This window comes from Streptomyces griseorubiginosus, assembly GCF_001514195.1.
GTDB classification, from domain to species: Bacteria; Actinomycetota; Actinomycetes; order Streptomycetales; family Streptomycetaceae; genus Streptomyces; species Streptomyces griseorubiginosus.
In genome coordinates this window covers 255,893-271,808 of record NZ_KQ948737.1, presented here as the reverse complement: position 1 = coordinate 271,808, position 15,916 = coordinate 255,893, and the positions used below count along the sequence as shown (strand labels likewise).

At 71.3% G+C, this 15,916-nt stretch carries 11 protein-coding genes; 4 read left to right on the top strand and 7 right to left on the bottom strand.

The genetic code is table 11. The features are described 5' to 3' along the window. Positions 1-89 precede the first annotated feature (89 nt). The 3 genes from AQJ54_RS19725 to AQJ54_RS19715 are packed head-to-tail and all read left to right on the top strand — an operon-like array spanning position 90 to position 4,205. Positions 90-1,718 (top strand): thiamine pyrophosphate-dependent enzyme, encoded by a 1,629-nt coding sequence (locus AQJ54_RS19725; protein ID WP_062239091.1) that lies wholly within the window; start codon positions 90-92, stop codon positions 1,716-1,718. A 25-nt stretch (positions 1,719-1,743) separates the two neighbouring features. After that, positions 1,744-2,685, top strand: a complete 942-nt coding sequence (locus AQJ54_RS19720) for a malate dehydrogenase (RefSeq protein WP_062239088.1) — start codon at positions 1,744-1,746, stop codon at positions 2,683-2,685. Positions 2,686-2,744: 59 nt separating this feature from the next. Continuing rightward, positions 2,745-4,205, top strand: coding sequence for an aldehyde dehydrogenase family protein (locus AQJ54_RS19715; RefSeq protein ID WP_062239085.1), 1,461 nt, complete (start codon positions 2,745-2,747; stop codon positions 4,203-4,205). A 246-nt stretch (positions 4,206-4,451) separates the two neighbouring features. Here AQJ54_RS19715 and AQJ54_RS19710 read toward each other — a convergent pair whose 3' ends face one another. Further along, complete coding sequence (locus AQJ54_RS19710; protein WP_079069937.1) at positions 4,452-6,923, bottom strand: SpoIIE family protein phosphatase; 2,472 nt, start codon at positions 6,921-6,923, stop codon at positions 4,452-4,454. 137 nt (positions 6,924-7,060) lie between these two features. On the opposite strand from AQJ54_RS19710, the gene AQJ54_RS19705 reads away from it, so the two are divergent. Then, on the top strand, positions 7,061-8,524 hold the full coding sequence (locus AQJ54_RS19705; RefSeq protein ID WP_062019601.1) for a benzaldehyde dehydrogenase: 1,464 nt from the start codon (positions 7,061-7,063) through the stop codon (positions 8,522-8,524). Between the two features lie 241 nt (positions 8,525-8,765). On the opposite strand, the gene AQJ54_RS19700 is transcribed toward AQJ54_RS19705, so the two are convergent. The 6 genes from AQJ54_RS19700 to AQJ54_RS19675 all read right to left on the bottom strand — a co-directional run bounded on the left by AQJ54_RS19700 (position 8,766) and on the right by AQJ54_RS19675 (position 15,687). Beyond that, on the bottom strand, positions 8,766-9,110 hold the full coding sequence (locus AQJ54_RS19700; protein ID WP_062019599.1) for a DoxX family protein: 345 nt from the start codon (positions 9,108-9,110) through the stop codon (positions 8,766-8,768). Beyond that, positions 9,107-11,074: an acetoacetate--CoA ligase gene (locus AQJ54_RS19695; RefSeq protein ID WP_062239082.1), complete on the bottom strand. Its 1,968-nt coding sequence runs from the start codon at positions 11,072-11,074 to the stop codon at positions 9,107-9,109. Before AQJ54_RS19695 ends, AQJ54_RS19700 begins: the two co-directional genes overlap by 4 nt. Further along, a complete protein-coding gene (mhpA, locus tag AQJ54_RS19690) occupies positions 11,074-12,654 on the bottom strand; it encodes a bifunctional 3-(3-hydroxy-phenyl)propionate/3-hydroxycinnamic acid hydroxylase MhpA (RefSeq protein ID WP_062239079.1) in 1,581 nt (526 codons plus the stop codon). Before mhpA ends, AQJ54_RS19695 begins: the two co-directional genes overlap by 1 nt. A gap of 7 nt (positions 12,655-12,661) precedes the next feature. After that, the gene (locus AQJ54_RS19685; protein WP_062239076.1) at positions 12,662-13,612 is read right to left on the bottom strand and encodes a fumarylacetoacetate hydrolase family protein; all 951 of its coding nucleotides are present in this window, start codon (positions 13,610-13,612) and stop codon (positions 12,662-12,664) included. 36 nt (positions 13,613-13,648) lie between these two features. Continuing rightward, positions 13,649-14,794, bottom strand: coding sequence for a VOC family protein (locus AQJ54_RS19680; RefSeq protein ID WP_062239074.1), 1,146 nt, complete (start codon positions 14,792-14,794; stop codon positions 13,649-13,651). A 92-nt stretch (positions 14,795-14,886) separates the two neighbouring features. Next, positions 14,887-15,687: an LmeA family phospholipid-binding protein gene (locus AQJ54_RS19675; RefSeq protein WP_062239071.1), complete on the bottom strand. Its 801-nt coding sequence runs from the start codon at positions 15,685-15,687 to the stop codon at positions 14,887-14,889. Between the last annotated feature and the right edge of the window lie 229 nt (positions 15,688-15,916).

Genomic DNA, 15,916 nt, shown 5'->3' with positions numbered 1-15,916 from the left:
GGTACGACTCGTTTCGCATAGCGAACGTGCCTGTGGTTCGCGGGGGACGCACGGCCTAGCGTCCCGTCCTGTCAGAAAGGGGACCCGAGATGACCACGGCCGCCCACGCCAGGACCGTCAAGGAACAGACCTTCGACGTCCTGCGCGAGTACGACCTCACCACCCTCTTCAGCAATCCGGGCTCCACCGAGGTCGGCTTCCTCGCCGACCTGCCGGCCGACATCTCCTTCGTGCTCGGCCTGCACGAGGGCTCGGTCGTCGGGATGGCCGCCGGCAGCGCCCTGGCCACCGGTCGCCCCGCGCTCGTCCTGCTGCACACCACGGCCGGATACGGCAACGCCGTCAGCGCCCTGGCCACCGCCCGCGCGAACCGCGCGCCCCTGGTGGTGATCGTGGGCCAGCAGGACCGTCGGCATCTGGCCCACGAGCCGTTCCTGGCCGGGAGGTTGGACGGCCTGGCGGGGGAGTACCCGGTATGGCAGCACACGCCCACCCGTCCGCAGGACGTCCCCGGCGCCGTGGCCCGCGCCTGGCACGAGGCCCAGGAAGGCCGTGGTGCGGCGGTCGTCGTGGTCCCGATGGACGACTGGTTCGCCGAGGCCGACGAGGACATCGCTCCAGCGGCGCCGCGCGGACCGGTCGCGCTACGAGGCGGTCGTACGGCCTCCGACGAAGCACTGGCCGACCTCGGCGCGCTGTTGACGGCCGCCGGCTCGCCCTGTCTCGTGGCGGGCGCCGGCAACGACACGGTGGACGGCTGGGAGGCCCTCGTCACGCTGGCCGAGCGCCTCGACTGCCCCGTCTACCAGGAGCCGTTCGGTGCCCGCGCCGGCTTCCCCCAGGACCACCGTCTCTTCGCCGGCCACCTCCCCGCTGTCCGACCCGCACTGCGGGAGGCGCTCGCACCGTACGACACGGTCCTCACCGTCGGAACCGCCGCGTTCCGCCAGTACACCTACGCGCCAGGCGACTTCACCCTGGCGGGCACCCGGGTCGCCGTCATCACGGACGACCCGGAGGAAGCCCACCGCAGCCCAGCGGAGCTGGTACTGCTCGCCGAACCGGCCGACACCGTACGCCGGTTGGCCCCGCTGGTGCCCGACGTGCCGCGTTCCTCGACACTGAACCGGCCTGCAACGCCCCAGCCCCCTGCGCCCGGTGAGCCTCTGCGTGCCGCTCACGTACTGGCCGCCCTCGCCGAGCGGCTCGACCCGAAGGCCGTGGTGGTCGAGGAGACCCCCTCCAGCCGCCCGGACCTGCACCGGCTGCTGCCCGCCCGCGCGCCGCTCGGCTTCCTCAGCGCGGCCATGGGCGGACTGGGCTTCGCCATGCCGGCCGCGATCGGGGTCCGCCACGGCGCTCCGGACCGGCCCGTCGTGGCCGTGCTCGGCGACGGCTCCTCCCTCTACTCGATCCAGGCCCTGTGGAGCGCCGCCCACTACGGCATCGGCGTCCTGTTCGTCGTCCTCGCCAACGGCCGCTACGCGATCATGGACCGCCTTTCCGAGCGTGAGGGCTCCGCGGCCCCGGCCTGGCCCGCGTTCACCGAGCTGAGCGTGTCCACCCTGGCCAAGGGCCTGGGCTGCCCGGCCGAACGGGTCGAGGACCACACCGCGTTGCTGTCCGCCCTGGACAAGGTCCTGCCCTCCCTTGCGGACCGACGCGAGCCGCTCGTGCTCGAAGTCGCCGTCGAGGCCGACGCCCACTACTCCTCCTGACCCGCTGAACGGAAGGCACAGACCCGTGAAGGTCGTCATCATCGGGGGCGCCGGCGGCATCGGCTCCTCCGCCGCGTTCAACCTGCTCTCCGCGCAGGGGACGTACGAGATCGTGCTCGTCGACACCCGCCCGAACATGATCACCAGCCACACCATGGACCTGGAGAACGCCCTCGGCCTCGGCGGCACCGCGGACACCGTGCGGGGCGGCACCCCCGAGGACGCGCTCGACGCGGACGTGGTCGTACTGAGCGCGGCTGTCCCGCTGCGGCTGAACTCCTCCCGTTCGGTCTTCCTCGCCGACAACGCGCGGATCGTGGAGGAGTGCCTGCGCCCCGTGCGGGAAGCCGGAGCGGACTTCGGCGGTGTGGTCCTCCTGCTCACCAACCCCGTCGACCCGCTGCTGACCTGGGTGCATCGGCAGAGCCGGCTGCCCCGCGAGCGGCTGATCGGCTACACCCTCAACGACAGCCTCCGGCTGCGCACCGGTATCGCGTTCGCGCTCGGGGTGCCGCCGAAGGACGTCGACGCATGGATGCTCGGCGAACACGGCGAGGGCCAGGTCCCGCTGTACAGCCGGGTCACGGTCGGCGGGGAACCCGTCGTGCTCAGCGACGAACAGCGCGCGGCCGCCGAGGAGTACGTGGACACCTGGTACTCCAAGCACGTCGCCCTGGACTCCGGCCGCACCTCCACGTGGACCACCGGCCTGGGCACCGCCCGCCTCATCGAGGCGATCGCCACCGGTTCCGGAACCCTCGTCCCCGCCTCCGTCGTGCTGGACGGCGAGTACGGCGTGCACGGCACCAGCCTCACCGTGCCCGTCGAACTCGGGCCCGAGGGTGTACGCCGTATCGCGGACTGGGACCTGCCGGACGAGGAAGCGGCCGGCATGGTCCGGGCCGCGGCCCGTGTCGAGGCGGGCGCCTCCGAACTGACCGACCAGGTCGTGGCCCAGCAGTCCTGACACCGCTCACCACGCATCACGACGTATCAACGACGCTACGGAGCAAGGAGAACCACCTCATGGCCACCACCCGAGCCCTCTACATCGCCGGCAGAGACGTGCCCGCCGCCTCCGGCCGCACCACCGACGACATCAACCCCTTCACCGGGGAGGTGTACGCCACGGTCTCCGCCGCCGGTCCCGAGGACGTCGTGCGTGCCGTGGACGCGGCCGACGCGGCGTTCGAGGAGTGGGCCGCCTTGGCGCCCTACGCCCGTCGGGCCATCTTCCTGAGGGCCGCCGACCTGCTGGACGGGCGCGGCGCACAGGTCGCCGACCTCATGGCGCAGGAGGCGGGCGGCACACGGCCGTGGGCGTTCTTCAACGTGGGATTGGCGGCGAACATCCTGCGCGAGGCGGCGGCCGCGATCACCGCCCCGCGCGGTGAGGTGCTCAGCGCGCAGGAGCAGGGCGCGCTGGGCCTGGCGGTGCGCGAACCGCTGGGTGTGGTGGCCGCGTTCGCGCCCTGGAACGCGCCGGTCATCCTGGGCGTGCGTGCCGTGGCGGCGCCGCTGGCCGCGGGCAACACGGTGGTCGTCAAGGCGAGCGAGGACGCGCCGATCGCCTGTGGGCTGCTGGTCGCCGACGTGCTGCGGGAAGCCGGGCTGCCGGACGGCGTGCTCAACGTCATCACCAACGCCCGTGAGGACGCGGCCGAGATCGCCGAGACGCTGATCGCCGACGAGCGGGTGCGGGCAGTGAACTTCACCGGCTCCACCGCTGTCGGGCGGATCGTCGGCGAGCTGGCGGCCCGTCACCTCAAGCCTGCGGTGCTGGAGTTGGGCGGCAAGAACGCTGTGCTCGTCCTCGACGACGCGGACGTGGACTACGCCGTGGACGCCGTGACGTTCAGCGTGTTCATGAACGCCGGGCAGATCTGCATGTCCGGCGACCGGATCCTCGTCCACGCGTCCCTGGCGGAGGAGTTCACCCGGAAGTTCACCGCGAAGGCGGATTCGCTGCCGGCCGGTGACCCCGGGGAGCCGTACACGGTCGTGGGCCCGCTGGTGAGCGCACAGGCCGCCCGGCGGGTGGCCGACCTGGTCGCGGACGCCGTGGCGAAGGGCGCGAAGATCCTGGTCGGCGGCGGTGAACCGGAGGGCGCGGTCCACCCGGCGACCGTCCTCACCGATGTCCCGAGGGACGCGGACCTGTACCACGCGGAGGCGTTCGGCCCGGTCTGCGTGATCGAGACCTTCACCGACGACGACACCGCGGTGGCCCTCGCCAACGACACCGAAAACGGCCTGACCTGCGGCATCATCACGGAGAACGCCACCCACGGACTGACGGTGGCGCGCAGGATCCGTACGGGCATCGTGCACATCAACGACCAGTCCGTGGCCGACGAGCCGCAAGCCCCGTTCGGTGGGGCGAAGGCCTCCGGGTACGGGCGCTTCGGCGGCCGGTGGGGGATCGAGGCGTTCTCCAACACCCGCTGGGTGACCATCGCGACACAGCAAGCGCACTACCCCTTCTGAATCGACCTGTCGGGCCTGTCGGGGCCCATTGAGGCCGAGTTGAGGCCGCAAGGACAGGAACAGACTGGCAAGGGCTGAGGAGCACCAACCTGGATCACCGCACCTGACCTGCGAAAGTGCGAAGGATGAGCGTTGATCGGCAAGAACCGCCCGGCGACTTCGCCTCCCGGGCGGCCCGGTCTCCGGTGGCCTGCCGGTGGAGACACCATCCTCAAGGGACTCGCAGCAGCAGGACCTCGGCATCGATCAGTCCGTCTTCGTCGACGGTGATGCATGCGGGGAGAGCGACTGTTCGGCCCAGATCGTCTTACCCGTGTACGTCTGGCGAGTGCCCCAGGCCTGGGTGAGCTGAGCGACGAGGAGCAGGCCGCGGCCGCCTTCGTCGAAGGTGCGCGCGCGGCGCAGATGGGGAGTGGTGTTGCTGGCGTCGGAGACTTCGCAGATGAGGTTGCGGTCGCGGATGAGACGGAGCTGGATGGGGGCGCCACCGTAACGGATGGCGTTGGTGACGAGTTCACTGACGACCAGTTCGGTGACGAAGGCGGCCTCGTCCAGGCCCCAGGCGGACAGCTGCCGGGTGGCGTTCTTTCGGGTCTCGGCGACCGCCGCGGGATCGGGCGGCACGTCCCAGGTGGCGACATGGGCCTCGTCCAGGGCGCGGGTGCGGGCCATCAACAGCGCCACGTCGTCCGCGGGGTGGTCCGGGAGGAGTGTCTGGAGCACCGTGTCGCAGGTGTTCTCCAAGGACGAAGTCGGCCGGGCCAGTACCTTGCGCAGTGCGTCGAGGCCGTCGTCGATGTCGCGGCCGCGGGCCTCGATGAGGCCGTCGGTGTACAGCGCGAGGATGCTTCCTTCGGTCAGCTCGATCTCGGTGACCTCGAAGGGCAGGCCGCCAAGACCCAGCGGCGGGCCCGCAGGGATGTCGGGGAACACGACAACGCCGTCCGGGGTCGCCAGGGCGGGTACCGGGTGGCCCGCGCGAGCCATGGCGCAGCGCCGGGAGACCGGGTCGTAGACGGCGTACAGGCAGGTCGCCCCGATCTCGCCGACCACGCCGGCCGCGATGTCGGCCTCGGCGGACAGGCGGACGACCATGTCGTCCAGGTGGGTCAGCAGCTCGTCGGGCGGAAGGTCGACATCGGCAAGGGTGCGCACGGCGGTACGCAGCCGTCCCATGGCGGCCGAGGCCTGGATGCCGTGGCCGACGACGTCGCCGACGACGAGCGCGACCCGGGCGCCGGACAGCGGGATCACGTCGAACCAGTCGCCGCCGATGCCGGCTTGCGTGCTGGCCGGCAGGTAGCGGGAGGCGACTTCGACGGCGGCCTGCGGGGGCAACCGCTGCGGCAGGAGACTGCTCTGAAGAGTGAGGGAGATGCGGCGCTCGCGGCCGTAGCGGCGGGCGTTGTCGATGCAGACGGCGGCCCTGGCGGTGATCTCCTCGCCCAGGAGCAGGTCGTCCTGCGCGAAGGGTTCCGGGTTCCGGTGGCGGGAGAACGTGGCCACGCCGAGGGTGATGCCGCGGGCCCGCATCGGCACGGCCAGCACGGAGTGAAAGCCGTAGCGCTGCATCCGCTCGGCCCGGTCCGGGGTCTGGCTCGCCACCCGGTCCATCGCGGCGGCTGTCACGTTCTCGATCAGCGGCCGACCGGTGGCCAGGCACCTGGCCGCAGTGGAGTCGTCCGGGTACGCGGCCACTGTTCCGCGCTCCACCACGACCTCGGGGCACCCCTCCAGGACGGACTGGTAGGCGACACGGCGCAGCATGACGGGGCTGGGCGGCGAGCCTGCGCGCGGGTCGTCGCCGCCCTCGATGGCGGGAAGCAGGTCGACGGTGACGAAGTCCGCCAGTTGCGGGATGGCCACATCGGCGAGTTCCTGCGCGGTCCGGGCGAGGTCCAGGGTGCTGCCGATGCGGATGCTGGCCTCGTTGAGCAGGGCCAGGCGTCCTCGGGCCAGGTGCTCCTCGGTCATGTCGTACGCGGAAAGGAGTACTCCCCGTATCGTTCCCTCGGCGTCCCGCACGGGGGTGAGCAACGTCGTCCAGACGCTCGGGCTCTCATGGCCCGCCAGGTGCAGGGACTGCTGGAGATGCTGCTGTTCGCCCGTCTCCAGCGCCCGCCGCATGATCCGTTCCGTCCGGTCGCTCTCCGGGTCGACCACGATCTCGGATACGCGCAGCCCCTGCATCGCCGCTTCGGGCAGGCCGATCACGCGCTCCATGTCCGCGTTCGCCCGTCGCAGCCGCAGGCCGGTGTCGTAGAGCGCCGTCGTGACGGGGGACCGGGTGAACGCCCACATCACCAGCGCGTCGTCGTGCGGCGGCGACGACGGCGGCCGGGCCAGGGGGCACACCAGGAGCCACTCGCCGCCTCCCTTCTCCTCGCCGTCGGGCTCCACGCGGTGGGCCAGCAGGTTCACTGTGAGGTGGTGGCCGTCCCGGTGCCGGAGAGTCGTCGCGCCGTTCCACCTCGGCAGGGTTTTCAGGGATCGAAGCGTCTCGACGGGCGGCTCCCCTGCGAGCAACGATGCCGCCGGGCGGCCGATGATCTCCGTGGACCGGTATCCGAGCAGCCGCCGTGCTCCCTCGCTCCACCCGGTGACGATGCCGTGCGGGTCCACCTCGGCTCTGGCCGTGGCCGACTCGTCGATGAGGTCGTCCGGCTGCCACGCCGCCCGGTCGTCGCCGGCGGTGTCAGAACCCGTCATCGCGTTCATCCGCCCTCGCTTCGGTCCTACCACCGTGCGTCCCGGCCCGGCCACGGGCAACCCAGGGGAGCCGGTGAGACATATATCCTCGATAAGGGCATAAATGCACAAGAGGAACCCATGCATCGGGGCTGGAGGGTCGTGTCATGACCGTCACCGATGAGAAGACATGGCCGGACGCGGCCCAGTGGACCGGGAAGATCTACAGCGACGGCTGGCGGCCGTCCGAGGGCGGTGTTCAGCCGGTGCTCGAACCCGCCACGGGTGAGCGGCTGGCCGAGGTGGGCGTGGCAGCGCCCGCGGACGTCGCCCGCGCCGGAACCCTGGCCGCCCGAGCCCAGCGGGACTGGGCCGAGGCAGCGCCCCAGGAGCGCGCCCAGGTCCTGCTCCGCACCGCCCAGGCACTGCGCGACAACGCCGGAGCGGTGCGCGAGTGGATTGTCAGGGAGTCCGGGGGCGTCCCGGCGAAGGGCGACTACGAGATCGCGGCCGGACTCAGCCAGCTTGCGCAGGCCGCCGGACTCGCGTCGCTGCCCCGCGGCGAGATCCTGAGCCCGTCGGCGCCCGCCGGGACCAGTTACGCCTGGCGGGTCCCCCTGGGGGTGGTCGGTGTCGTCAATCCCTGGAACGCGCCCCTGCTGTTCGCCATGCGGGCCCTGGCGCCCGCACTCGTCCTGGGCAACGCCGTTCTGCTCAAGCCCGATCCCCACACACCCGTGTCCGGCGGCGTCGTCGTGGCGCGGCTGTTCGAGGAGGCCGGACTGCCCCAGGGGCTGCTCCACGTCCTGCCCGGAGGCCCCGGCACCGGTGAGGCGGTCGTGGCCGATCCCCACGTCGCCATGGTCGTCTTCACCGGCTCCACCGAGGCGGGACGGGCGGTCGCCCGCGCAGCGGGCGACCGGCTCAAGCGGGTGGCCCTGGAGCTCGGCGGCAAGAACTCGATCGTCGTGCTCGACGACGCGGACATCGACTCCGCCGCGGCAGCCGGGGCGATGAGCTCCTTCGGCTACCAGGGGCAGGCCTGCGTCGCCGCCGGACGACATCTGGTGCACGCCGACGTCGTGGCGCCCTACACGGAGGCGCTGATCAGGCAGGCCGCGGCGCTGCGGGTCGGCGACCCCCGTGAGGAGGGCGTGGCCCTCGGCCCTGTGATCAGCGAGCGCCAGGCCGCGAGGATCGAACGCATCGTGGACGAGAGCGTGGCCGCCGGCGCACGGGTACTGGCGGGCGGCCGCCGCGACGGACTGTTCTACCCGCCCACCGTCCTGGACCGCGTCGAGCGGACCATGCCCGCCTTCACCGAAGAGATCTTCGGGCCGGTCGCTCCCCTCGTCGCGTTCCGTAGCGACCAGGAGGCCGTCGAGATCGCCAACGACACCGCGTACGGACTGACGGCGGCCGTGCACTCCCGTTCGATGCCGAGGGCCGCGGCCGTCGCCGAGCAGTTGCGCACCGGCATGGTGCACCTCAACGACGTCTCCGCCAAGGACGCCGCGAACGCCCCCTTCGGCGGGATGGGAGCGTCGGGCAACGGCTCTCGCATCGGCGGCACCGCCAACCTGGAGCAGTTCACGCAGTGGCGCTGGATGACGACCCCGGGTTCCGTGTGATCGCGGGGACGATTGCCGGAATCGGCGAGGACGAACCGGATCCAGCGAGGACGGACCGGAACCAGCGAGGACGGACCGGAACCAGCGAGGACGGACCGGAACCAGCGAGGACGAGGGGACCGGTGTGGTCGGCCGACCGGCCGAGGCGGTGTCGGGACGCTACGGTCCAGAGCTCCGGGACCTCACGCCGCAGCCACCCTGCCGCAGCGGGCCTCAGTCGTCGGCGAGCCTTCGGACGGTGTCAGCCCGCGGCCACCGCCGCCCCCATGTACGCCAGCGCCGCCACGGCCAGTACGACGGCAGGCAGCGCCCGCGGCAGTGGGTCGCCGTGCCGCCGGTGGACCACTGCAGCCGCGGCCATCAGCAGGGCGAGACCTGTCGCCGCCGCCACACCCAGCCACGTCCAGGTCAGACCCATCAGCAGACCGGCGCCGCCGGCCACCTCCAGCGCGCCGACCACGCGGTAGAGGCCGATCGGCATACCGAGATGGGCCGCGGCCTGCCGCATGACCGGCACAGCCGCGATCTTGGCCAGGCCCAGCGGGAGGAAGACCAAGGCCAGAATGATGGTGAGGACGGTGGTCATGCGGTGATCCTGTTCTCGCGACGCTCCGCGCCCAGACGCGCGTAGTACTCGATGAGTTCGGGGCTGTCCACGGTGGCTGGGTTGACGACCTGCTCGACCGCGGCGCCCTGGAGCAGACGCTTGATCGGAACCTCAAGCTTCTTGCCGGTGCGGGTGTGCGGGATGCCCGGCACTTCGAGGATTTCGTCCGGGACGTGGCGGGGTGATGCGCCCGTACGAACGGCGTCGCGGATGTTCTCGCGCAGGGCGTCGTCCAGGACGACGCCGGCCGCCGGGACCACGAACAGGGGCATCCAGTAGCCGCCGTCGGGTTCCTCCGCGCCGATGACCAGGGCCTCGGTGATCTCCGGGAGGCGTTCGACGACGTCATGGATGTCGGCGCTGCCCAGCCGTACCCCGTTGCGGTTGAGCGTCGAGTCGGAGCGACCGTGGATGATCACCGAGCCGTGTCCCGTGACCGTGATCCAGTCGCCGTGCCGCCACACCCCGGGGTACGCCGAGAAGTAGGCGTCGCGGTAGCGGGTGCCCTCCGGGTCGTTCCAGAAGTACAGCGGCATCGACGGCATGGGGCGGGTGACGACCAGCTCGCCGACCTGGTCGACGACGGGGAAGCCCTCGGCGTCGTACGCGGCCAGCGCCACGCCGAGATGGGGAGCCGACAACTCGCCCGCCCACACCGGTGTGTTGGGGGCGCTGCCCGCGAACCCGGAGACGATGTCGGTGCCGCCGCTGATGGACGCCAGCAGCACATGCTCGCCGACGTGCTCGCGGACCCACGGGTAGGCGGAGGCAGGCAGGGCCGAGCCCGTGCAGCCGACCACGCGGATCGACGACAGGTCGTGCGCCGACGGGTCGATGCCGAACTTGGCCATGCCCAGCAGGTACTGGGGGCTTGTGCCGAAGACGGTCACCCGGTGGCGGGCGGCCAGTTCCCAGAGGCGGTCGAGCTGGGCGAAGGGGGCCGGGCTGCCGTCGTACGTGCAGGTCGTGGCGCCGGTCAGGAGTGTGGAGGCGATCAGGTTCCACATCATCCAGTGGGTGGTGGTGTACCAGAGGAGGCGGTCGCCGGGCCCCAAGTCCGAGTGCAGGCCCAGGGTTTTGAGGTGCTCCACCAGGACACCGCCGTGGCCGTGGACGATGCCCTTGGGCAGGCCGGTGGTGCCGGAGGAGAACACGACCCACAGCGGATGGTCGAACGGGACCGGTGCGCAGGCGAGTTCCTCGGTACGGGTGGAGGCGTCCTCCCAGGGGACCACCAGGGACGGGTACGCCTGGGAAGGCCACGGCAGGCCGACATGGTCCACCAGCAAGGTCGCCTTCAACGTGGGCAGCGCATGGGCGAGTTCGAGGGTGGCGTCGCGCCGGTCGTGGGTCGTGCCGTTGAAGAGGTAGCCGTCGGCGGCGATCAACACGGTGGGTTCGAGCTGGGCGAAGCGGTCGGCGGCGGCCTTCGGGGCGTAGTCCTGCCCGCACACCGACCACACCGCCCCCAGGCTCGCGGCGGCGAGGAACGCCACGATGGCGTGCGGGGTGTTGGGCAGATAGCCGACGACCCGGTCGCCCTTGCCGACGCCGAGGTCGCGCAGGGTGGCGGCCACGGACGCCACCCGGACGCGCAACTGGGCGCCGGTCACCTCGTATCCGGCACCGGTCTCGTCGAGGGCGATGATCGCCACGGCGTCGTCGGCCAGGTTGCGCAGGGCATGGTGGGCGTAGTTGAGGGTCGCGCCCGGGAACCAGCGGGCGCCCGGCATCCGTTCCTCCGCCAGCACCTGCTCGTAAGAAGTGTCCGCGTCGATGTCGAAGTACTCCCACACCGCGCCCCAGAAGCCCTCCAGGTCGGTGACCGACCACTGGTGCAGGGCGGCGTAGTCGTCCGGGGCGATGTCCTGACGCCGGGCGAAGTCCGCGATGCGACTGGCGGCCGCCGTCTCCGGATCGGGTGTGAAGAAGGGCGTGCTCATCACGTCGTACTCCTCAACAGGCTTTTCGAGGCCGTCTGTTCGGAAGGGACTGGGCTTCGTGTGGTGTGCAGCAGAGGGGCCCAGGCGGCGGTCGACGTGAAGTCGCGGCCGCTTGTCGGGACGATGTCCATGACGACGCGGTCGGGCCGCAGCAGGACCGCGTCCGCGTGTCCGGCGCGCAGCCAGGCGGCGAGAGTGCCGTCGTCGCCGAGGTCGGTCACCGTGACGGCGTGAACGCCGAGACTGTGGGCGAGGGCGGTCAGGGAAGGGCCGGGCTCGGTGGCGGTCAGTACGGCGAAGGAGTCGCCGAGCGCGTCGTCGAGACGGACCCGCCGTCCCCCGGCGCTCACCCACGGCTGCGGACAGTGCGTGCCCGCCAGGCCTCGGCGGTACCCGCGCCGCACCAGCGGTCCGGCGGTGAGGGGCGGGCTGAGGTCGCGGCCGGCCAGCTCGGTCAGGCCGGGTATGCGGCAGGCCGCGGACAGCACCCTGCGGCGAAGGGCGGCGGCGCCGTCCTGGCCGCCGGTCATGGCCCAGCCCATGACGACCGCGAGCCGGATGACATGCCGTGCGTGCGGCCTCCGTTCGCTCTCATAAGTGTCCAGAAGCCGTTGATCGGCCCCCTGTTGGAGGACGCGGGCGAGCTTCCAGGTGAGGTTGTATGCGTCCCGCAAGCCCGCGCACAGTCCCTGTCCGATGAACGGCGGGGTGAGGTGGGCGGCATCGCCGAGCAGGAAGACCCGTCCGCTGCGCCAGCGGTCGGCGAGGCGGGCCCGGAAGGTGTACTGAGCTTCGCGGATGACCTCGAAGTCCCCCTCGTACGAGGGCGGCAGCCACGGAGCGACCAAGTCGCGGACCGGCTGCTCCGCCCCCTCGCGCATCCGGAACTCCCAGCGGTAGCGGTCCTCGCCGATGCGCGTGAAGGTCGCCGGCCGGTCCGGGTCACAGACCTGGTCGACCCCCTCCCAGGAGCGCACGTCGGCCGTCGTGCGGACGTCGATGACGCTCCAGCGTTCCTCGAAACGCAGGTCCTCCCACACGGCGCCGATCGCCTCGCGGGTGAGGCTGTTCGCACCGTCGCAGCCGAGGACGGCCTCGGCCCACAGCTCATGCTCGCCGGTGTGGTCGCGGAAGGTCACGCGCACAGGGCCTTCGGTGTCCGGGCCGATCCCGGTGACTTCCACGCCTCCGCGCAGTTCGCACTCGGGGTGCCGGGCCAGGGCGTCGCGCAGGACGCGCTCCAGCTCGGGCTGGTCGAACATGCTGGTCTGCGGGTAGCCGTGCAGGCCGTGCTCGGTGCGCCGGAATTCGGCCATCACCCGGTGCCGGGCGTCCAGCAGCCGCAGCCCGTTCGCAGGGCGGGCCATCGCGGCGAACTGCTCTCCCACGCCAGCGGCCTGGAGGATCCGGCGCACCTCGTCGTCGGTGGCGGCGGCCCGGGGGAGCGGGTAGATGTCCCTGTGGCGTTCGAGCAGGACACTGCGTACTCCGCGCCGGGCCAGGAGAAGTGCGGCGGTCACGCCCACCGGCCCCGCTCCGACGATCACGACGGGCACACGTGCGGCTTCGTCGACGGTCATGTGCGGCTCACCTCGGGGTCTGGTTCGCGTCCGCGACGGGCGTGCGCTGCTCGCCGAGGTCGATGCGGCCGTCGGGGGTCGCGATCGTCGCCGTGATCACGTCGCCCGGGTTCAGGTAGTGCGGGTTCTTGGCCTGGCTCTTGAAGAACGCCTTCCACTTCACGGCGGGCGGCAGCAGCGCGCCGATCTTCTCGACGGCCTTCGGCGGGGCCTTCAGGGCCGTGCCGCCAGGCGTGCCGGTCAGCAGCAGGTCACCGGCGTCCAGGGTCTGGAAGCGGGCCAGCAGAGTGAGCGCCTGGGCCGGGCGGACGATCATGTCGGCCAGGGTGCGGTCCTGGCGCAGCTCGCCGTTGACGCTCAACTTCAGCCGCAGGTCCAGGAGATGGGCGAAGTCCTCCGGCTCCAGCAGCGACAGGTACGGACCGGTCGGCGTGAAGGTGGGGTACGACTTGCTCTCGTAGAACTGCGTCTTGGTCAGCTGCACCTCGCGGGCGCTGACATCGTTGGTGATCACCAGTCCGGCGACGTACGAGGGCAGGTCCCGCTCCTCGACGACCGTGCCGACAGGCAGCGGCGCACCCATGACCAGGCCGAGTTCGATCTCGTAGTCGAGGAACTTCACGTGGGAGGGGCGGACGACGGCCTCGCCGGGGCCGCTGACCGAGCCGGACGCCTTGCGGAAGAACGCGGGCGGGATGTCGCCCTTGAAGCCCGAATCGCGGGCGTGGCTGCGGTAGTTGACCATCTGGGCGACCACCCGGCAGGGGGTGGTGACCGGCGAGAGGGCTACCAGGTCGGCGACGGGTGTGCCCGCCTCATCCGAGAGGGCCGCCTCTTGTACGGCGTCGCGGTCGGCGAGGAGTTCGGCGGTGGTGGCGGCCTTGGTGTCGACCGGGACAGCTCGGTCGCCTCGGACGACCCACCAGCCGTCGGCGGTGCGCAGGACATTGGTGCTCATGTCAGTGCCTTCGTGAGGGGGATTCGCGTGCGGGGGTCAGGAGTTGGCGGCCTTGAGCAGGCCGAACAGTCGCGCCGGGTCCATTTCGTTGTCGCCGCGCAGGGCCTCGATGACATCGCGGACGCGTTGTGGGGAGGGGCTCGCGCCGAGGAAGTCGCGGGTGGCCGGCGGGCCCCACTGGGCCAGACCGCTGGTCGACATGGGCGCCCAGCCGGGCTCGACGTCGCAGGAGAACAGGTCGCCGTCGGCGAAGTGCTCCAGCATGAAGTGGTCCGGGTCGCGCCAGTAGTCGAAGAGCTGGCTGCCCTGGATGTGCCGGCCGATGCCCCAACTGCGCTTGTAGCCGCGCTCCTTGAGGTACTCGCCACCGGCGGCGATGGAGTCCAGGTCGGTGACCTGGTACGCGGAGTGGACGTAACCGGTGCCCGGCCCCAGATGCATCGCGAGGGTGTGGTGGTCGGCCGGCACGCCGCCGAGGTCGCAGCGGATGAACGCCATCGTCGGACCACGGCCACGCTGCCCGTCCAGGAACAGGAAGTCGGACACGATCATCCCGAGGGTGTCCAGATACCAGTCCAGGGCCCGGCCGAACACCCGCGTCTCCAGCACCACATGCCCAAGACGCTGGATGCGGGAGGGCTCGCGTGGCGGCCGCTGGGTGGCGTTCGTACGAAGGTGATCCGTGCCGAAGTTGAGGAGCAGGGGCTGCTGTTCCGGCAGGGCGCGGAGCTGTTCGGCGCAGTGCACGACCCGTACCGGGAAGCCCGAGGGGTCGAGCAGGTCGACCACCTTGCCGCCACCGGGCACGTCGGCGTCCCGTACGTCCCGGCCCGTCGCGCGAGCCAGCCGGTCCAGGTCGGCCCGCTCCGCCGCGCGGAACGCGGGGCCGATGAAACGCGAGGTCCGTCCACGCCGGATCACCATGCAGGGCGAGCCGGCGAACGTGCCGCGCAGCCACAGCTCCCGCTCGGTGCGGGCGGCGACCCCGAACCCGAAGTCCCGGGCGAAGACCTCCGCACGGTCGAGGTCGGGCTTCTCGAACTCCAGCCAGGCCAGGTCGGCCACCTTGATCACGGGATTCCGGGAGCGGCCGGTGTGTTCGCCCCGCAGGGCGCCCTGCTCGCTGTGGAGGTCCTGGTGGGCCGTGATGACGTCGGCCCCGTTGACGCGGATTTCAGACATGGTGCCCTCCGAGCAACATTGCCGTAATGAGGAAATCATCAACTGTGACAGTTCTGTCGTCAAGGTGTTCGCGGCGCGAAATGATGAATTCATCAGGACTGTGATTGGACTCGCCCAGACGACGAGTCCGGGTGGAACGTGACCGAGCGGCCTGTGAAGTGGGCGTCGATGCCGTCCTCGGTGGAGGTGACCGACCGCAGATGCAGCCCGTCAGGCACGTTCCGCAGCGGAATGGGCTCGGTCAGGGCTCTGTCGAGCAGTGACTTCAGCGGAGGGAGCAGCTCGCCCTGCTCCGCCCGTACGTCCGTGAAGGCGATGCGGTTTCCGCTCGCCGCCGAGACGGCCGCGCTCACCGTCACGTCGCCCACGAGCGGCAGACTCGCGGTCGCGTCGACCCGGCCGGGCTCGTTCCCCCGTGACACCTGCACGCCGAGCGCGCTCGACATGTCCGCGTACGACAGGAACGCGGTCGCGGTGACGCTGTCCGCGTGAGCCTCGTCGGCGCTCCCCGAGGTCTTCAGTCCGACCATCCCGACCGCCAGCTTCGTCACCGGGAGCGGCCGGGTCGTGCCGTCGGCCGGAATGTCATGAGCGGTCAGGTCGACATGGTCCAGGCTGCCCGCAGCCAGTTGGCTCAGTACAGGAAAGCCGCTGACGTGCACCGATGGCCGCTCGGCGGTCCCCATGCCGTCCTGGAACGCCTCCGCCGTACGGCTCTCGGCGCGAGCTGCGGCGATCCGGTCGACCGCGACTCCGCCGACCAGCACGGCCAGCAGGGACGCGGCGGCGATGAACATGCGTCGCCTGGTCCGGGTCGGGGGGCTCACGTACGTGGAGCTGTCGCCGTAGTGGGCCTCGTCGGCGTACTCCTCGTCGCGGTGGGGCTGATGCATGGTTCTCCTCTTCGAGTGCTGCTTGGGGGTGCGCCTACGCGGCGTCGCCATCGGGCGAGGCGGAGCCGGATGCGGTAGCGGTCGGTGGCGGGTTACGCGGCGTGGGTGAGGCGCGCCAGTTCCGTGACGGTGTCCGGCATCGGCCGGCGGGTGCCTTCCGCAAGGCTCACGTGGCCTCCTCCACCAGTCACTCCATCAGTGCGGCCCGGCCGTTGTAGTGGCCGTAGAC